Source organism: Streptomyces avidinii (genome assembly GCF_014650695.1).
Taxonomy (GTDB): domain Bacteria; phylum Actinomycetota; class Actinomycetes; order Streptomycetales; family Streptomycetaceae; genus Streptomyces; species Streptomyces avidinii.
In genome coordinates this window covers 43,088-60,452 of sequence record NZ_BMVL01000017.1, presented here as the reverse complement: position 1 = coordinate 60,452, position 17,365 = coordinate 43,088, and the positions used below count along the sequence as shown (strand labels likewise).

Sequence of the window (17,365 nt, the reverse complement as noted above, 5' to 3'; positions counted from 1 at the left end):
GTTGTACTCCCGTGTTCAACTTGCCTTAGAGGCGTGAGATCGAAGCCGATGCTGCCAGGGCCCTAGGACAGTCCCCGGACCCGGGTCTGAACGTCAGACCCTCTCGCCCGGTTACGCATCCTGCCCCCACCAGCGGCGGGAAAGCCAATCCGGCACCCGTCGGGGTCACGCGAAAAGCGCCACAGTCACGCCGCGGTGACGCTCCGTCCACGCCCTCGCTCACACGCCGCTGCGGACCGCGGACCTCGCGGGCATCCCCGCAACCCTAGAGGCGGCCCGTCGGGCCTGCATCTCGCGACGCGCCGGGATCAGAGCGCCGTGAGGGCCGTCACAGCGGGGCTCACGCCCCCGAGGCGGCCTTGCGGACGGCGCCCGCGACCGCACCGGCCACCTTGTCGTTGAACACCGACGGGATGATGTAGTTCGCGTTCAGCTCGTCCTCGCCGACGACGTCCGCCAGCGCGCTCGCGGCAGCCAGCATCATCTCCGTGTTCACGGTGCGGGACTGAGCGTCCAGCAGACCGCGGAAGACACCCGGGAAGACCAGCACGTTGTTGATCTGGTTCGGGAAGTCGGAGCGGCCGGTGGCGACGACTGCGGCGGTCTGACGGGCGACGGCCGGGTCCACCTCGGGGTCCGGGTTCGCGAGCGCGAACACGATCGCACCCTCCGCCATCGCGGCGACGTCCTCGCCGGACAGTACGTTCGGGGCCGAGACGCCGATGAACACGTCGGCGCCGACCACGGCTTCCTTCAGCGTGCCCGTGTAGCCCTCGGGGTTGGTGTTGTCGGCGATCCAGCGCAGCGGGGAGTCCGCCGCGGCGTCGACGAGGTCGGGGCGGTCCGCGTGCACGACACCGTGGATGTCGGCGCTCACCGCGTTCTTGACGCCCGCCGCGAGGAGCAGCTTGAGGATGGCGGTACCGGCCGCACCGGCGCCCGACATGACGACCTTGACGTCGCCAACTGCCTTGCCCACCACGCGCAGTGCGTTGGTGAGGGCCGCGAGCACGACGATCGCGGTGCCGTGCTGGTCGTCGTGGAAGACGGGGATGTCGAGGGCCTCGCGCAGCCGGGCCTCGATCTCGAAGCAGCGCGGCGCGGAGATGTCCTCCAGGTTGATGCCGGCGAAGCCCGGGGCGATGGCCTTGACGATCGCGACGATCTCGTCGGCGTCCTGGGTGTCGAGGCAGATCGGCCAGGCGTCGATGCCGGCGAAGCGCTTGAAGAGGGCCGCCTTGCCCTCCATGACGGGCAGCGCGGCCATCGGGCCGATGTTGCCGAGACCCAGCACGGCGGAGCCGTCGGTCACGACTGCGACGGAGTTGCGCTTGATGGTGAGGCGGCGCGCGTCCTCGGGGTTCTCGGCGATCGCCATGCACACGCGGGCGACGCCCGGGGTGTAGATCATCGAGAGGTCGTCACGGTTGCGGATGGGGTGCTTGGACGACATCTCGATCTTGCCGCCGAGGTGCATCAGAAAGGTGCGGTCGGAGACCTTGCCGAGGCTGACGCCCTCGATGCCGCGCAGCTTCTCGACGATCTCGTCAGCGTGCGCGGTGGAGGTCGCGGCGATGGTGACGTCGATCCGGAGCTTCTCGTGGCCGGATGCGGTCACGTCGAGGCCGGTGACCGATCCGCCGGAGGACTCCACGGCCGTGGTGAGCTGGGAGACCGCGGTTCCGCTCGCGGGCACTTCCAGACGGACCGTCATCGAATACGAGACGCTGGGCGCCGTTGCCATGGCCGTGTTCCTCTTCTGTCCCTGGTTCGCTGTAACACACAGAGCCCCGCTGCACAGCCGGTGCGGCAGGACCTGTTGTCCGATCGTCCCACCTACCAGCCAGTACAAGGTAACCAGCTACAAAATTCGGAAAGACTCTTCCACCATACGAGATTCCAGGGGGGTTCGGAATGGTGGGGTCATACAAAACAGGTCCGCGCCCCCCACAGGTGGGGGACGCGGACCTGGTGATTCGTATGTCTATGACACCGACCCGCCATGCTCGCCTCGCGGCAAGTGGTCGCTCTGAGCGACGAAGGTTGGGCCCGGGGGCTTGGATCGAGTCGGTGCCGTACCCAGGCTAACAAAGGATCGCCGAAAGTGATCCCCCTGCTCGTGCCCGTATCCGAGCACCACGCTCCTGGCCGCGGACCATCCGGCCGTACAGGGCCCCGAGCGGGCCGGGACCCCGGCGGTGAACCCCCACCGCCGGGCCGCGGGCCACGCCCGCCTACGGCAGCAGCAGCTCCGGCACCCCGTCCGCGCCGGGCTTGTCCCGGTCGGCCGAGACCACCGTGAGCTGCTGCGTCGCGCGCGTCAGCGCCACGTACAGCACCCGCAGGCCCGCCGGGGACTCGTCCGCGATCTCCGCCGGGGAGACGACCACCGTGGCGTCGTACTCCAGGCCCTTGGCCTCCAGGCTGCCCAACGCCACCGCCCGTTCGCCGAGGTCCGCGAGCCAGCCCGCGGCCTCCGCACGCCGGTCCATGGCCACGACCACACCGACCGTGCCGTCCACCTGCTCCAGCAGCCGCCGGGTCTCCTCCCGCACCGCGGTGCCCAGATCGCCCCGGGCGGCCGTGAAGCGCGGCTCCAGCCCCGTGGAGCGCACCGCGGACGGCGGCTCCATACCGGGCATCGCCAGGCGCAGCACCCGGGAGGCGACCTCGGCGACCTCGGCCGGGTTGCGGTAGTTCACCGTCAGGGTGAATCGCCGGCGCGGGCGCGACCCGAGGGCCTCGTCGCGGGCCGCGGCGGCCTCCTCGGGGTCCGTCCAGGAGGACTGCGCCGGGTCGCCGACGACCGTCCAGGTGCCGTGCCGGCCCCGGCGGCCCACCATCCGCCACTGCATCGGCGTCAGGTCCTGGGCCTCGTCCACGATGACGTGCGCGTACTCGGTGCGCTCCGCCGCGAGCCGCTCGGCCCGCTCCCACTGCGTCTCCTCGCGGGTCGGCATCAGCTCCTCCAGCCCGCTGAGCTGGTCGAGCGGGTCCATCTCCCGCTTGCGCTTCGGCCGCGCCGGAGCGCCGAGCAGCTGCTGGAGCTCGTCCAGCAGCGCCACGTCGTGCACCGACAGGGGGCCCTTGCCGTCCGGACCCACCCGGCGCAGCGAGCGGGCCAGCTGGCGGGTCTCGCGCGGGTTCAGGTCCCGGCGCGACCAGCGGCCGAGGTGACGCTCGTCGGCGAGCGCGGCGAGCACCCCGCGCGGGGTCAGCTCGGGCCACCAGGCATTGAGGAAGCCGATGAAGGCGTCCTCGGTGGAGATGTCCTCGTCGAAGGCGGAGCGCAGCTCGGCGGCCAGCTCCGGGTCGCTGTGCCGGCCGGCGCCGCCGGACTTCGCGTAGAGGGCGTCGAGCAGCAGCTTGCGGGCGCGCGGGCGCAGCAGGTTGACCGGGGCGGTGCCGCTGAGCACGTTCTGCCGGATCCGGTTCAGCTCGGCCGACTCCAGCTCCTGGCGGCGGCCGAAGGCCACCACGCGCAGCCGGTCGGGGGCGCCGCCGAGCTCCAGTGCGCCGCGTACGGCCTTGCGGAGCACCTTCAGCATCCGCGAGGAGCCCTTGATGCGGGCCACGGCCGGGGAGTCGTAGGTGGTGGCCTCCGCGCCGTCGACGAGCGAGCCGAGGGCCCGGATCGCCACCTGGCCCTCCTCGCCCAGCGAGGGCAGCACGCCCTCGGTGTACGCGACGAGCAGCGGGGTCGGGGAGACGATCAGGATGCCGCCGGAGTAGCGGCGCCGGTCCTGGTAGAGCAGGTACGCGGCGCGGTGCAGGGCGACGGCGGTCTTGCCGGTGCCGGGGCCGCCGGCGACCTCGGCGACGGAGGCGGCGGGGGCCCGGATGACCAGGTCCTGCTCGGCCTGGATGGAGGAGACGATGTCACGCATGGAGTGCGTACGGGCCCGCCCGAGGGCGGCCATCAGGGCGCCGTCGCCGATGGCGAGCAGCTCCCGGCCGTCCAGGAACGCGGTGACCTCCGGGCGCATCAGGTCGTCCTCGACTCCCAGCACCTTGCGGCCCTTGGAGCGGATGACGCGCCGTCGCACGACCCGGCCCGGGTCCTTGGGCGTGGACCGGTAGAACGGCGCGGCCGCCGGTGCGCGCCAGTCGATGACCAGCGGCGCGTAGTCGGAGTCCAGGACTCCGATGCGGCCGATGTGCAGCGTCTCGGCGACGTCGGCGGTGAGGTCCTCGCGGATCGCGTCGTCGGCGGGGTCGACGGAGGTGTACGCGCCGTCCGCGCCGCGCTCCCCGTCCTTGCCGAGCACCAGGTCGATGCGGCCGAAGAGGAAGTCCTCGAACTCGTTGTTCAGCCGGTTCAGGTGGATGCCCGCCCGGAAGACCTGCGCGTCGCGCTCGGCGAGTGCGCCGGGCGTACCCACCTGGCCGCGCTTGGCGGCGTCGTTCATGAGGAACTCGGCCTCGTGGATCTTCTCCTCAAGGCGTCGGTACACCTGGTCGAGATGCGTCTGCTCGACCGCGATCTCCCGATCGCGGACGGAATCCGCCGTGCTGTCGACAGCGGCATTCTGCGCGGCCACCAAGGCCCCCTTCTGACGTGCATGGGCGACCGTCAACCGTACGCGAATCGGCCCCTTGTCCGCACGCCCGTTCCGGAATGGGTCTCGCAGGGTGGTACGCGGGGTGGTGGACCCGGCTACCGGGGCCCGGCGGCCAGGGCCCGGCGGCGGTGCCGGGCCACGCGCTCGCGGTTGCCGCAGCGCTCGCTGGAGCACCAGCGGCGCCGGTGCCCGCGGGAGGTGTCCAGGTAGACGCGGGTGCAGCCGTCGCCGTCGCAGGCCCGCAGCAGTGCCCGGTCACCGGGATCGGTCAGCAGCTCGACGGCGTCCCGGGCAACGGCCGCGAGCAGCGCGCCGCACTCCACGCCGCCGCACAACTCCCGTACGAGGTGCCCTTCCTGGTCCCGTACGGCGCACAGGCCGGGGGGTGGTCCGGCGGCCAGTGCGTTGACGCGGGCGAGGGCGTGCTCGTCGGGATCGGTGCCGAGCAGCTCCGCCCGTACGAGGGTTTCCACGTCGGCGCGCAGCGCCCGGAAGGCCGCGGCCCACTCGGGTCCCACCCGGGCGAGCGGCGTCCGGTCGGGTACCAGGCCGGCCCCGGCGAGCCACAGCCGCAGCTCGTCACCGTCCGGGATCGCCTCGTGGGGGGTGAAGGTGGCCACCAGGTCCAGGCAGACCCGCCCGGAATCGAACCGCATGCCGTCAGCCTCCCGTCGTGGGGGTGCCGTACCAGACTGCCGCCCGGCGGGCCACAGCGGAAGCCCCCGAACCGGTGGGTTCGCCCTCCCGCTTGCGCGGAGCACCGCCCGTGCCACGCGCACCCCCGGCCACCTCCGGCCTCGTCGGCGTTTGAGGCGCGGGTCTGGGGCGGAGCCCCGGGAAACCCGGCTCCGCCGGGCAGGCTGCGAGTGGCGGCAAGGCGGGATGGGCTAGGCCCCGGGTGGGTTGTCGTGGAGGAGGCGTTGGAAGAGGCGGTGGTCGCGCCAGGCGCCGTTGATGTGCAGGTAGCGCGGCGCGAGGCCGAACTGCTCGAAGCCCGCCTTCGCCAATACCCGCTGCGAGGCCAGGTTGTCGACCAGCGTGCCCGCCTCCACGCGGTGCAGGCCCAGCTCGTCGCGGGCGACCCGGCAGACCTCCTCCACGCCCGCGGTGGCCAGCCCCTTGCCGTGCCAGGCGGGGTCGACCCAGTACCCGATGCCGCCGCTGCACAGCGGCCCGTACGCGATCGAGCCGAGGTTGATCGCGCCGACGGGCGCTCCGGTGGCCGTCTCGACGAACACGTACGGGACGATCCGCCCCGCGTCCCGTTCCGCGAGCACCCCCTCCAGCCGCTCCCGCTGGCCGGCCTCCGTGTAGTAGGCGTCCTGGCGGATCGGCTCGACGTGCGCCATGAACGCCCGGTTCCGGGCGAACGACTCGGCCAGCCCGGCGGCGTCGCCGAGCACGACGCCCCTCATCTCAACCCCGTCAATGATCATCCCGGCACGCTAGCCGAGGACCCCCCTGGCCGTCACCGCGTCGGCGGGGAGCTCTCCGTACTTGGCCTCCCCGCCCGCGTCCAGCGAGAGCCGGTACCCGCGCTTGACCACCGTCTGGATCAGGTTCGGCGCCCCGAGCGCCACCCGGAGGCGGGCCATCGCCGTCTCCACCGCGTGCTCGTCCCGGCCCGCGCCCGGCAGCGCGCGCAGCAGGTCCGCGCGGGAGACCACCCAGCCCGGGCGCCGGGCCAGCGCCCGCAGCAGGGCCATGCCCGCCGGCGGTACGGGCCTGAGCTGCGCGTCCACCAGGACCGCGTGGCCGCGGATCTCCAGCCGGTGCCCGGCCACCGGCAGCACCCGCGCCCGGCCGGGCAGCTCGCGGCAGAGCAACTGCACGAGCGGGCCCAGCCGGAACCGCTCGGGCTGCACCGTGTCCACCCCGTGCGCCTGGAGCGGCAGCGCGGTCACCGGACCCACGCACGCGGACAGCAGCCTGCCGCGCAGGGCGTCCAGTACGGCCTCCTGCAGCCCGCGCTCCTCCGCCCGGGACAGCAGCGAGGCCGCCGCCGGCGCGGAGGTGAAGCTGACGGCGTCCACCCCGCCGGCGATCACCGCGTCCAGCAGCCGGTCCAGCGGCGCGAGGTCCTCCGGGGCCATCCACCGGTACACCGGGACCACCACCACCTCGCCGCCGCCCTCCCGCAGCGCCTCGACGAAACCGGGCAGGGGCTCCCCGTGCAGCTGGAGCGCGATCCGCCGGCCGGCCACCCCCGCCGTCAGGAGCCGCTGGAGTACCTCGGCGAGCGATTCGGAGTCCGGGGACCAGGTCTCCACGAGCCCGGCGGCCCGGATCGCGCCCTTCACCTTCGGTCCGCGCGCCAGCAGTTCGGTGGTCCGCAGCCGCTCCAGCAGGTCCTCGCCGACGCCCCACCCGTCGGCCGCCTCGATCCATCCCCGGAAACCGATCGCGGTGGTGGCCACGACCACGTCCGGTGCGCAGTCGATCAGTTCCTTCGTGGCGGCCAGCAGCTCGCTGTCGTCGGCGAGCGGCACGATCCGCAGCGCCGGTGCGTGCAGTACGGCCGCTCCGCGCCGCCGCAGCAGGGCGATGAGCTCGTCCGCCCGCCGGGCTGCCGTGACCCCGACGGTGAAGCCCGCGAGCGGGCCGGTGTTCGTGTCGTCCATCGTGACCATCGTGACCTGCCTAGTGACGCATGCGGGGCGGTGTGGGGCGGTACGGGCGGACCGAGCCTGTCAACCTGTCGTGTCGGACTCGGTTCACCCGTATTTCGCCCCGGTTACACCGACGTGAGCTGCGGTTTCGTCTCGGCCCCGACCGTGTGGATCACCGGGGTCGCGGGGCGGCGAAGGTATACCGCCCACGTCACCGCGCAGCACAGGGCGTAGAAGCCGAGGAAGGTGACGAAGGCCGCCGTTCCGGAGCCGGAGGTGCGGAACGCCTCCCGGAAGACCAGGTTGATGCCCAGTCCGCCGAGCGCGCCGACGGCGCCGATGAGCCCCATGGAGGCACCGGAGAGCCGCCGCCCGTAGGCGGCCGCGCCCTCGCCGGTCATGCCGCGTGCCAGCGCCTTCGCCTGGAAGATGCCCGGGATCATCTTGTACGTCGATCCGTTGCCGAGCCCGCTCAGGACGAACAGCGCCACGAAGCCGACGAGGAAGACCGACAGCGAGGACCGCTGGGAGGCGAACACCACCACTGAGGTGGCCGCCGCCATCGCGACGAAGGTGCCCAGCGTGATCCGTGCCCCGCCGAACCGGTCCGCGAGGGCCCCGCCCACCGGCCTGATCAGCGATCCGAGCAGCGGCCCCATGAAGGTCAGCGAGGCGGCCTGGAGCGGGGTGCGGCCGAACTGGGTCTGCAGCACCAGCCCGAAGGCGAAGCTGTAGCCGATGAAGGACCCGAAGGTCCCGATGTAGAGGAACGCCATGATCCAGGTGTGCGCGTCCTTCAGCGCCTCGCGGACCGCGCCGGTGTCGTTGCGCACGGGCGCCAGGTTGTCCATCCGTACGGCCGCCAGGACGGCCGCGATCACGATCAGCGGGATGTAGGCGCCCAGCAGGTACCGCGGGTGCGCGGCCCCGGCGGTGGCGATGACCAGCAGCCCGGCGAGCTGCACCACGGGCACGCCGATGTTCCCGCCGCCCGCGTTCAGGCCGAGTGCCCAGCCCTTCTTGCGCAGCGGGAAGAAGGCGTTGATGTTGGTCATGGAGGAGGCGAAGTTGCCGCCGCCGACGCCGGTGAGGGCCGCGACGACGAGGAAGGTCCCGTACGAGGTCCCGGGCTCCATCACCACGAGCGCGGCGACCGTCGGCGCGAGCAGCAGCAGCGCGCTGACGACGGTCCAGTTCCGGCCGCCGAAGCGGGCGACGGCGAAGGTGTACGGCACCCGGACGACCGCCCCCACCAGGGTCGCGGTGGCGATCAGGAAGAACTTCCCGGCCGGGTCGATCCCGTAGGCCGGTCCCATGAAGAGGACCATCACGGACCAGAGGGACCAGATGGAGAAGCCGATGTGCTCGGAGAACACGGAGTAGACCAGGTTGCGGCGGGCGGTCCGCTCCCCCGTCTCCTTCCAGAAGGTCTCGTCCTCGGGGTCCCACCGCTCGATCCAGCGGCCCCCCTTGCGCGGTGCGGTCGTACCGGTCATCACACGCCTCCACAGCTCTCGCGTCCGTGGCACGACCGTAGGAACGGCGCGTTTCCGCCCCGGTCCCCGCCGGATGACCGGCGGGAAACCTTGCTCTCACCCGCCGCCGTGGGCACCTGTGAGCGCGGCCGGGCGCCAGCTCGCCGGGGGCACTTCCAGCCAGCCGTGTTCGGCGGAGAGGGTGGCCGCGGCCCGGTGCAGCGCTTCGAGACCGGGGTGGGCGAAGCCCTTGCGCCACACCATGGACAGCGGGGACAGCGGTACCGGGTCGACCAGCGGCCGCTTCACGGACCCGGGCATGTCGACGAAGTCCACGGTCACCAGCACCGGATTGCGGGTCTTGGCCATGACCCGGCTGAACTCGTCCTTGCCGATGGCCACCGGCGCGGGCGGTGCCATCAGGATCCCGCGCCCGGCGAACAGCTCGCGCGCCAGCCCCGTCCACTCCGGCGTCCGCGGGTTCCCGGCGCCCGCGTACACGGTCTCCCCGGCCAGCGCGTCGAGCGGTACGGCCGCCAGCCCGGCCAGCGGGTGCCCCTCGGGCAGCAGCACGGCGAGCGGCTCGTACCGCACGGGCCGGTGCGCGATCCGGGAGCGCCACACCGGGTCCAGCCCGGCGGCGTACCCGAAGGAGACGTCCAGGCGTCCGGCGGCGACCTCGGCGGCGGCGTAGGTCAGTCCGCTCTCCCAGCGGGCCATCAGTTCGCAGTCCGGGGCGAGTTCGCGGGCCCGTTCCAGGACGGTGCGCGCGGTGCTCGGCCCGTCGGTGTTCAGGTCGACGAGCAGCGCCCTGGGGGCGGCGAAGGCGGCGGCGACCGCTTCGTGCGCGGCCAGCACCCGCCGGGCGAGCGGTAGCAGCCGCTCCCCGTCGGGGGTCGGCTCGACGGCGCGGGTCGTACGGACGAACAGCGTGGTGCCGAGGGCCTCTTCGAGCCGCCGTACGTCGCGGCTCAGCGCCTGCTGGGCGACGTACAGCCGGGCGGCGGCGCGGGTGAAGTGGAGCTCCTCGGCCACGGCGACGAACCCGCGCAGCAGGCGGGGGTCCACGTCACGGGGCATCATCCCCGGAGACTAACAACGGATCGGCGTGAATGGCCGCCGGACAGGTGTTGGACGCCGCACCCGGTCCCGGCCGAGGGTGGTGGTCATGCCCCTCATGTCCGTCACCGGCAGCACCCTCGTCCTCGCCGCACCGCCCGCCCCGCCCGCACCCCGCCCGCGCGGCGAACGCACTCCCCCGCGCCCGCAGGGCCCCTACCGCCGCCTGTTCGCGCTGCCCGGCACGCGCGGCTTCACCGCCGGAAACCTTCTCGCCCGCCTCCCGATGGGCATGTTCGGGGTCAGCGCGGTCATGATGATCGCCGGCCAGCGCGGCTCGTACGCCCTCGCCGGCGCGGTCACCGCGACCGGCATGGCCGCCACCGCGCTGGTCGCACCCTGGACCGCCCGGCTGGTCGACCGGCACGGCCAGGCCCGGATCGCCGTCCCCGCGACCCTGATCGCGGTCCTCGGTTCACTGTCCCTGGTCGTGTGCGTCCGCACCGGGGCCCCCGCCTGGACCCTCTTCGCCTCGTACGCCGCGACCGCCACCACCCCGAACATCGGCGGAATGTCCCGCGCCCGCTGGACGCACCTGCTGCGCGGCTCCTCGGACGCGCACCACACCGCGATGTCCTTCGAGCAGGCCGCCGACGAGCTCTGCTACATGCTCGGCCCGGTACTGGCGGCCTTCCTCTGCTCGGTCGTCCTCCCCGAGGCCGGCACCTTCACCGCGGCCGTCCTGCTGCTGACCGGCATGCTGGTGTTCACTTCCTGCCGCGCCACCCAGCCCCCGGTGTCGGCGGGCCCGCGCCGCGGCTCGCCGCTGCGCGCACTGGCCCCGCTGCTGCCCCTCTTCCTCGCCACCGGCGTGGTCTTCGGCTCGATGGAGATCGCCTCGATCGCCCACCTCGACGCCCTGGGGCTGGGCGCCGCCTCCGGCCCGGTGCTGGCCCTCCAGGCGGCGGGCTCCTGCGCGGCCGGGCTGCTCTACGGCACGCTGCGCCCGCGCGGTCTGCGCACCTGTCTGGTCGCGATGGCCGCCGCGATGACCCTGCCCTGGCTCGCGGCGAGCACGGGTGCGCTCCTCCCGCTGGCCTGCGCCCTGCTGGTGGCGGGCATGGCCACGGCTCCGACGATGGTGACGGCGATGTCCCGGGTCCACGCCCTCACCCCGGAGGGCCGCCTCAACGAGGGCATGACCCTCGCGGTCACCGCCATCCTCGCGGGCATCGCCCTGGGCGCGGCCGCGGCCGGCACCCTGGTCGACCGCCTGGGCCCGTCCGCCGCGTACGCCCTCCCGGCCGCGGCGGCCTTCCTCGCGCTCGCCCTCACGAAAGTCGTACCGGTTTCCCGTACCGGACTTGTACCATAGATTGGTACGACTCGACGAGAGGAGCGCACCATGTCCATCAGCGCCAGCGAAGCCAGGGCGACCCTGTTCCCGCTGATCGAGCGCGTCAACACCGACCACGCCCCGGTGCGCATCACCTCCAAGAGCGGTGACGCGGTCCTCATGTCCGCCGACGACTACGACTCCTGGCAGGAGACCGTCTACCTCCTGCGCTCCCCCGCCAACGCCCAGCGGTTGATGGAAGCCGTCGCGCGCGACCGTGAGGGCGCCTCCACGGTCACCAGGACGCTGGACGAGCTGAGGGAGTTGGCCGGGGGCGAGGAGTGAGGAGCGTTCACTTCGACCCCGCCGCCTGGGAGGACTTCCTGTTCTGGCTCTCGTCGGACCGGAAGAGGGCCCGCCGGATCACTCGCCTGATCGGCGAGATCCAGCGGGACCCGTTCACCGGCATCGGCAAGCCCGAGCCCCTGAAGGGCGAACTGACGGGCTACTGGTCCCGGCGCATCGACGACGAGCACCGCCTCGTGTACCGGGCCGACGACAAGGAAGTGAAGGTCCTCAAGGCCCGCTACCACTACTGACGCATGACAAAGGCCCCGCAGCCGAGAGGCTGCGGGGCCTTTGCCCACATGGGATGAGTGGAGATGGCGGGAATCGAACCCGCGTCCAACGGTGCAGAAGCAGGGCTTCTCCGAGCGCAGTCCGCTGCGCTTTTCTCAGCCCCGGAGATCACACGGACAAGTCTCCGACGGGCTCAGTCACTGTTTGGTTTCCCTCCAACCCCCGTGACCGGGGCTAGAGGTTTAGATCCCTAATTGACGCCAGGATCCGGACCGGGACCACTTCCGGGCTGACGCTCCTCACAGAGGCTTCAGCTCACTGTTATTAGGCAGCGAGGGAGAAGCGGGAGTTATCGCTCTTGGAGTTGGCGATTATTTTTTGCGACATATGGTTAGCGAGATCATTGCCGCTTCCTCGGCTCGCTTCCCCTGCATCGACATCCGCTGTCGAAACCGATCATCCCCATGTTGTTTTTTCAAGCTGCGCCGACCCCTGGGGGGCGGTGCTGACGCCATGGTACGCGAAGTGGAGCGCCGCGTGCCAGGTGATTAAACCGTGCCGCGCTGCTTGCGCCGGACGGCCGAGATCGCCCGGTTCGTCTCACGGGTGTCCTGCTTCTCGCGCAGCGTCTGCCGCTTGTCGTACTCCTTCTTGCCCTTCGCCAGCGCGATCTCGACCTTCGCCCGGCCGTCCTTGAAGTACAGCGAGAGGGGCACGATCGTGTGACCCGACTCGTCCGCCTTGCGCTCCAGCTTGTCGATCTCCTCGCGGTGCATGAGGAGCTTGCGCTTGCGCCGGGCGCTGTGGTTGGTCCAGGTGCCCTGGCTGTACTCCGGCACGTGCACGTTGTAGAGCCAGGCCTCCCCGCCCTCCACCGACACGAAGCCGTCCACCAGCGAGGCCCGGCCCTGGCGCATGGACTTGACCTCGGTACCTGTGAGCACGAGACCGCACTCGTAGGTGTCGATGATCGCGTAGTCGTGGCGCGCCTTCTTGTTCTGGGCGATCAGCTTGCGCCCTTTTTCCTTAGCCATAGTGCGGTCATTTTCGCACTACGGACCCACCCCGAGGCCACCCAATACTGTGACCGCCCGCTCCTCGACCGCCTCGCCCGCCGGCACGTCCGGGGTGATGCCCTCGCCGTCCAGGCTCCGGCCCGCCGGTGTGCGGTACGTGCCCACCGTCAGCTCGGCCACCGAACCGTCCGGCAGCTCGGTCGGCATCTGCACCGAGCCCTTGCCGAAGGTCCGGCTGCCCACCGCCACCGCCCGGCCACGGTCCTGGAGGGCGCCCGTGACCAGCTCGGCCGCGCTCATCGTCCCCCCGTCGACGAGGGCCACCAGCGGCCGGGTGGTGTCACCGCCCGGTGCCGCGTACAGGACCCGCTGGTCGCCGCGCACGTCGTACGTGGCCACGAGCCCGCCGTCCAGGAAGGCCGAGGCGGCGGTGACCGCCTCGGCGACCAGGCCGCCGGGGTTGCCGCGCAGGTCGAGCACGACCCCCTCGCCGGCCGGGGCCGCGCGCACGGCGGACCTGACGCGCTCGCCGGAACCGCGGGTGAAGGAGACCACCTTGATGACCGTGACCCCGTCCGGGCGCCGGCGCACGGTCACCGGCTCGGTGCGCAGCTGCTCGCGGCGCACGGTCTCGGTGAGGTCCGCGCCGTCCCGGCTCAGGTTCAGTACGACCGGGGTACCGGCCTCGCCCCTCAGCAGGGCGACCACGTCGGCGACGGCCAGGCCGGTCACGGTGTGCCCGTCGACGCTCAGCAGCCGGTCCCCGGCGCGCAGTCCTGCGCGGGCGGCGGGGCTGCCGGGCTGGACCTTGTCGACCTTGATCATGCCGTCGCGGGCCCGCTCGGCCCAGACTCCGACGCCGGTCCAGCGGCCGTCGAGGCCCTCGGCGAAGGCGGCGTACTCGCTCTGGTCGTAAACGGTGCCCCAGCGGTCGCCGCTGCGGCTGACCACCTCCTGCGCGGCCTTCTTGCCGGACTTTCCCTCGGCGACGGCCTCCGCGGCGGCGCGGGCGACCGCGTCCCGGTCGGCGGTGCCGGCCTGGCGCGGGGCCTCGGAGGCGGGGGCGCCGGTCAGGGCCGCGGCGGCCACGGCACCCTCCTCGCGGTCCCAGCAGCCGGTGTACGCACCGGCGCCGACGGCGGTGAGGAAGGCCAACGTCAGAACGGCCCCGCGACGCAGGTCGCGGGGCCGGAGACAGAAGGCGGGAATACTCGGCAAGCCCAGCATGGCGCCGAGTCTAGGACAAGCCCCGCGCCGGTACGGGTGGTTGACCGGACCGCTCGCGGGGCGCTTGTCACACCTTCAGGTACTTGCGCAGGGCGATGAAGGCGGCCATGGAGGGCATCAGGAGGCCGATGAAGAGGACGTACGGGAGCTTGGCCAGCACCGATCCCCAGCCCATGAAGTCGATCAACTGAATCTTGTCCCGCAGCCCGACGCCGTGGTCGATCACGAAGTACTGCCCGGAGACGAGCATGGCGCAGGCGAAGAGCGCGCCGATGAGGCCGGCGACGGCCGCCTCCATGATGAAGGGGACCTGGATGTAGAAGCTGGAGGCACCCACCAGCCGCATGATCCCGGTCTCCCGCCTGCGGCTGAACGCCGAGACGCGCACGGTGTTGACGATCAGCAGCAGCGCCACGATCAGCATGATCAACATGATGCCGAGGGCCGCGTAGTTGAGGTAGTTCAGGATCCGGAAGAGGTCGTCGATCTCCTTGCGCTGGTCGTCGACGGTGTGGATGCCGTCGCGGCCGGCGAAGGCGGAGGTGACCACCTTGTACTTCTCCGGGTTCTTCAGCTTGACCCGGAAGGACTCCTGCATCTGGTCGGGCGTGATGGAGGAGGCGAGCGCGGTGTGCCCGTACTGCTCCTGGTAGTGCTTGTACGCCTCGTCCGCCGACTCGTACGCGACGCTCTTGACCAGCGTCATCTGCTTGAGCTCGGACTCGATCTGCTTCTTCTGCTCATCGGTCACGGCGCCCTTGCGGCAGGTGGCGACGCCGCCGGAGCCGCTCGCCGAACCGTCCGGCTTGGCGGCTGCCTCGCCGGCCTCCTGGGCGTCCTGCTTGTTGCAGAGGTAGATCGAGACGTTGGCCTTGTCGTACCAGAAGCCCTTCATCCGGCTCACCTGCTCGCGCATGAGCAGGGAGCCGCCGAACAGGGCCAGCGAGAGGGCCACGGAGATGATGACCGCGAAGGTCATGGTGAGATTGCGACGGAGACCGACGCCGATCTCCGACATGACGAACTGGGCGCGCATTGCGTCTCAGGGACCTTTCAGTGCTGGTAGCCGTAGACGCCGCGCGACTGGTCGCGCACGAGTCGGCCCTGTTCGAGTTCGATGACGCGCTTGCGCATCTGGTCGACGATCTGCTGGTCGTGTGTGGCCATGATCACCGTGGTGCCGGTCCGGTTGATCCGGTCCAGCAGCTTCATGATCCCGACCGAGGTCTGCGGGTCGAGGTTGCCGGTGGGCTCGTCCGCGATCAGCAGGGCGGGGCGGTTGACGAAGGCGCGGGCGATGGCCACGCGCTGCTGCTCACCGCCGGAGAGCTCGCCGGGCATGCGGTCCTCCTTGCCACCCAGGCCCACGAGTTCGAGGACCTGCGGGACGGCCTTGCGGATCTCGCCGCGCGGCTTGCCGATGACCTCCTGCGCGAAGGCCACGTTCTCGGCCACCGTCTTGTTGGGCAGCAGTCGGAAGTCCTGGAAGACGGTCCCCAACTGGCGCCGCATCTGCGGAACCTTCCAGTTGGAGAGCTTGGCGAGGTCCTTGCCCAGGACGTGCACCTGGCCGTGGCTCGCCCGTTCCTCGCGCAGGATCAGGCGCAGGAACGTGGACTTGCCGGAGCCGGAGGAGCCGACCAGGAAGACGAACTCGCCCTTCGCGATGTCGAGGGAGACTTCTCTGAGTGCGGGACGGCTCTGCTTCGGGTAGGACTTGGAGACACTGTCGAATCGGATCACGGGTGCACCACGGTCGCCGGGAGTAGGTGTGCGTGACCATACGCGAACGGGCGCGAGGTGTGGACCCGGCCTCCGGACTTGCCCGATTTATCCCGGGGTGCCAGTGGGTCCGGACCGTGATTGCCCGGACGGGCCGCGCCGAATGTCGGCGAAGCTGGCACAGTGGTAGGGGGAACGGTCCGGGTCCCCGCGCCGTTGTACGCAACGAGAAGACCGAGGGGACGAGAGGAGGAGCGCATGACATATGACCGGCTCGTGTGCGCGAACTGCGCCGCACCCGTCAGCCAGGGCCGCTGCCCGGTGTGCCGGGCGAACCGGGAGCGCCTCCAGCAGGAGGGCAGCCCCTTCTCCGGCCTGAACCCCATGACCCTCATCGTGCTCATGGTGGTCCTTGTGGCAGCTCTGGCGCTGGTGGCCCAGCACGCCGCCTAGAGCGCTCACACCGCCCCGTCGCGGTGCGCGCGGTATCCGTGCCGCGTAGCGATCACACACGATGAGAAGGGCCCGGACACTGGGTGTCCGGGCCCTTCTCATCGTGCTGCGTCGCGTGCTGCGGCGTTACGCGGTCTGCTCCTGCTGCTTGCGCCAGCGGATTCCGGCCTCCAGGAAGCCGTCGATCTCGCCGTCGAGCACCGCCTGCGGGTTGCCGACCTCGAACTCCGTCCGCAGGTCCTTGACCATCTGGTACGGGTGCAGGACGTAGGAGCGCATCTGGTTGCCCCAGGAGCTGCCGCCGTCCTTGAGGGCGTCCATCTTGTCCTTCTCCTCCTGGCGGCGCCGCTCGAGCAGCTTGGCCTGGAGGACGTTCATGGCGCTGGCCTTGTTCTGGATCTGCGAGCGCTCGTTCTGGCAGGAGACCACGATGCCGGTCGGCAGGTGCGTGATGCGCACCGCGGAGTCGGTGGTGTTGACGCCCTGGCCGCCCGGGCCGGAGGCGCGGTACACGTCGACGCGCAGCTCGGCCTCGTCGATCTCGACGTGGTCGCTGGTCTCGACGACCGGGAGCACCTCGACGCCCGCGAAGGAGGTCTGGCGGCGGCCCTGGTTGTCGAAGGGCGAGATCCGCACGAGGCGGTGGGTGCCCTGCTCGACCGAGAGCGTTCCGTAGGCGTACGGGGCCTTGACGACGAAGGTGGTCGACTTGATGCCGGCCTCTTCCGCGTACGAGGTCTCGTAGATCTCCGTCGAGTAGCCGTGGCGCTCGGCCCAGCGCAGGTACATGCGCTGGAGGCGCTCGGCGAAGTCGGAGGCGTCGACGCCACCGGCCTCGGCACGGATGTTGACCAGGGCCTCGCGCTCGGCGTACTCGCCGGAGAGCAGGGTCCGGACCTCCATCTCGTCCAGCGCCTTGCGGACGGAGACGAGCTCGGTCTCGGCCTCGGCCAGGGTGTCCGCGTCGTCCATCTCCTGGGCGAGGTCGAAGAGCACCCCGAGGTCGTCGATGCGCCCCCGCAGCGTTTCGGTCTTGCGGACCTCCGCCTGGAGGTGCGAAAGCTTGCTCGTGATCTTCTGAGCGGCATCCGGGTCGTCCCACAGGGACGGCGCGGCGGCCTGCTCCTCGAGCACGGCGATATCTGCCCTCAGCTTGTCGAGGTCCAGGACGGCCTCGATCGACCCCATGGTCGAGGAGAGGGACTTCAGCTCTTCGGAAACATCGACGACTGCCACGGGTCCAGCGTAGCCGGTCCCCGGACGATGCCGTCCGGGCAGGCCGGATCACCCGTACTGATGAGGGCTCGCACGGGCGTACGCTCACCGT

The 17,365-nt window shown here is 71.4% G+C and carries 16 protein-coding genes and 1 other RNA gene; 4 read left to right on the top strand and 13 right to left on the bottom strand.

The genetic code is table 11. From position 1 onward, the window contains the following. Window positions 1-340 precede the first annotated feature (340 nt). The 7 genes from IE257_RS32260 to IE257_RS32230 form a co-directional block, all read right to left on the bottom strand. The gene (locus tag IE257_RS32260; RefSeq protein ID WP_189973390.1) at window positions 341-1,744 is read right to left on the bottom strand and encodes an NAD-dependent malic enzyme; all 1,404 of its coding nucleotides are present in this window, start codon (window positions 1,742-1,744) and stop codon (window positions 341-343) included. 490 nt (window positions 1,745-2,234) lie between these two features. Next, window positions 2,235-4,541: a HelD family protein gene (locus IE257_RS32255; RefSeq protein WP_189973389.1), complete on the bottom strand. Its 2,307-nt coding sequence runs from the start codon at window positions 4,539-4,541 to the stop codon at window positions 2,235-2,237. Window positions 4,542-4,657: 116 nt separating this feature from the next. After that, on the bottom strand, window positions 4,658-5,218 hold the full coding sequence (locus tag IE257_RS32250) for a CGNR zinc finger domain-containing protein (protein ID WP_189973388.1): 561 nt from the start codon (window positions 5,216-5,218) through the stop codon (window positions 4,658-4,660). Window positions 5,219-5,449: 231 nt separating this feature from the next. After that, window positions 5,450-5,998, bottom strand: a complete 549-nt coding sequence (locus IE257_RS32245) for a GNAT family N-acetyltransferase (protein ID WP_189973387.1) — start codon at window positions 5,996-5,998, stop codon at window positions 5,450-5,452. 9 nt (window positions 5,999-6,007) lie between these two features. After that, entirely contained in the window at window positions 6,008-7,183 is a 1,176-nt protein-coding gene (locus tag IE257_RS32240) for a uroporphyrinogen-III synthase (protein WP_189973386.1), read from the bottom strand. Window positions 7,184-7,296: 113 nt separating this feature from the next. Beyond that, window positions 7,297-8,667: a nitrate/nitrite transporter gene (locus IE257_RS32235; RefSeq protein WP_189973385.1), complete on the bottom strand. Its 1,371-nt coding sequence runs from the start codon at window positions 8,665-8,667 to the stop codon at window positions 7,297-7,299. 96 nt (window positions 8,668-8,763) lie between these two features. Next, window positions 8,764-9,729 (bottom strand): LysR family transcriptional regulator, encoded by a 966-nt coding sequence (locus IE257_RS32230; protein WP_189973384.1) that lies wholly within the window; start codon window positions 9,727-9,729, stop codon window positions 8,764-8,766. A 94-nt stretch (window positions 9,730-9,823) separates the two neighbouring features. On the opposite strand from IE257_RS32230, the gene IE257_RS32225 reads away from it, so the two are divergent. The 3 genes from IE257_RS32225 to IE257_RS32215 are packed head-to-tail and all read left to right on the top strand — an operon-like array spanning window position 9,824 to window position 11,640. Beyond that, window positions 9,824-11,080, top strand: a complete 1,257-nt coding sequence (locus tag IE257_RS32225; protein WP_189973480.1) for an MFS transporter — start codon at window positions 9,824-9,826, stop codon at window positions 11,078-11,080. 30 nt (window positions 11,081-11,110) lie between these two features. Beyond that, window positions 11,111-11,386: a type II toxin-antitoxin system Phd/YefM family antitoxin gene (locus IE257_RS32220; protein WP_189973383.1), complete on the top strand. Its 276-nt coding sequence runs from the start codon at window positions 11,111-11,113 to the stop codon at window positions 11,384-11,386. After that, complete coding sequence (locus tag IE257_RS32215) at window positions 11,383-11,640, top strand: Txe/YoeB family addiction module toxin (RefSeq protein ID WP_189973382.1); 258 nt, start codon at window positions 11,383-11,385, stop codon at window positions 11,638-11,640. The genes IE257_RS32220 and IE257_RS32215 overlap by 4 nt, the downstream gene beginning before the upstream one ends. A gap of 55 nt (window positions 11,641-11,695) precedes the next feature. Here IE257_RS32215 and ssrA read toward each other — a convergent pair. The 5 genes from ssrA to ftsE all read right to left on the bottom strand — a co-directional run bounded on the left by ssrA (window position 11,696) and on the right by ftsE (window position 15,606). Next, window positions 11,696-12,084: a transfer-messenger RNA gene (gene ssrA, locus IE257_RS32210) on the bottom strand. A gap of 84 nt (window positions 12,085-12,168) precedes the next feature. Beyond that, on the bottom strand, window positions 12,169-12,654 hold the full coding sequence (smpB, locus tag IE257_RS32205) for an SsrA-binding protein SmpB (RefSeq protein ID WP_189973381.1): 486 nt from the start codon (window positions 12,652-12,654) through the stop codon (window positions 12,169-12,171). An 18-nt stretch (window positions 12,655-12,672) separates the two neighbouring features. Then, the gene (locus tag IE257_RS32200; protein WP_189973380.1) at window positions 12,673-13,863 is read right to left on the bottom strand and encodes a S41 family peptidase; all 1,191 of its coding nucleotides are present in this window, start codon (window positions 13,861-13,863) and stop codon (window positions 12,673-12,675) included. Window positions 13,864-13,930: 67 nt separating this feature from the next. Next, window positions 13,931-14,899 (bottom strand): permease-like cell division protein FtsX, encoded by a 969-nt coding sequence (gene ftsX / locus IE257_RS32195; RefSeq protein ID WP_189973379.1) that lies wholly within the window; start codon window positions 14,897-14,899, stop codon window positions 13,931-13,933. 17 nt (window positions 14,900-14,916) lie between these two features. Next, complete coding sequence (gene ftsE / locus IE257_RS32190) at window positions 14,917-15,606, bottom strand: cell division ATP-binding protein FtsE (protein WP_030771648.1); 690 nt, start codon at window positions 15,604-15,606, stop codon at window positions 14,917-14,919. A 237-nt stretch (window positions 15,607-15,843) separates the two neighbouring features. Between ftsE and IE257_RS32185 the strand changes: the two genes are divergently transcribed. Further along, entirely contained in the window at window positions 15,844-16,038 is a 195-nt protein-coding gene (locus IE257_RS32185) for a hypothetical protein (RefSeq protein WP_189973378.1), read from the top strand. A gap of 126 nt (window positions 16,039-16,164) precedes the next feature. Here the strand turns inward: IE257_RS32185 and prfB are convergent, their stop codons facing one another. After that, window positions 16,165-17,274, bottom strand: a complete 1,110-nt coding sequence (prfB, locus tag IE257_RS32180) for a peptide chain release factor 2 (protein WP_189973377.1) — start codon at window positions 17,272-17,274, stop codon at window positions 16,165-16,167. Between the last annotated feature and the right edge of the window lie 91 nt (window positions 17,275-17,365).

Coding starts and splice junctions, on each gene's coding strand:
- IE257_RS32185 (WP_189973378.1), top strand. CDS start 15,844: ATGACATATGACCGGCTCGTGTGCGCGAACTGCGCCGCACCCGTCAGC.
- IE257_RS32220 (WP_189973383.1), top strand. CDS start 11,111: ATGTCCATCAGCGCCAGCGAAGCCAGGGCGACCCTGTTCCCGCTGATC.
- IE257_RS32260 (WP_189973390.1), bottom strand. CDS start 1,744: ATGGCAACGGCGCCCAGCGTCTCGTATTCGATGACGGTCCGTCTGGAA.
- IE257_RS32245 (WP_189973387.1), bottom strand. CDS start 5,998: ATGATCATTGACGGGGTTGAGATGAGGGGCGTCGTGCTCGGCGACGCC.
- ftsX (WP_189973379.1), bottom strand. CDS start 14,899: ATGCGCGCCCAGTTCGTCATGTCGGAGATCGGCGTCGGTCTCCGTCGC.
- IE257_RS32235 (WP_189973385.1), bottom strand. CDS start 8,667: ATGACCGGTACGACCGCACCGCGCAAGGGGGGCCGCTGGATCGAGCGG.
- IE257_RS32200 (WP_189973380.1), bottom strand. CDS start 13,863: ATGCTGGGCTTGCCGAGTATTCCCGCCTTCTGTCTCCGGCCCCGCGAC.
- IE257_RS32225 (WP_189973480.1), top strand. CDS start 9,824: ATGTCCGTCACCGGCAGCACCCTCGTCCTCGCCGCACCGCCCGCCCCG.
- IE257_RS32230 (WP_189973384.1), bottom strand. CDS start 9,729: ATGATGCCCCGTGACGTGGACCCCCGCCTGCTGCGCGGGTTCGTCGCC.
- smpB (WP_189973381.1), bottom strand. CDS start 12,654: ATGGCTAAGGAAAAAGGGCGCAAGCTGATCGCCCAGAACAAGAAGGCG.
- IE257_RS32250 (WP_189973388.1), bottom strand. CDS start 5,218: ATGCGGTTCGATTCCGGGCGGGTCTGCCTGGACCTGGTGGCCACCTTC.
- IE257_RS32240 (WP_189973386.1), bottom strand. CDS start 7,183: ATGGACGACACGAACACCGGCCCGCTCGCGGGCTTCACCGTCGGGGTC.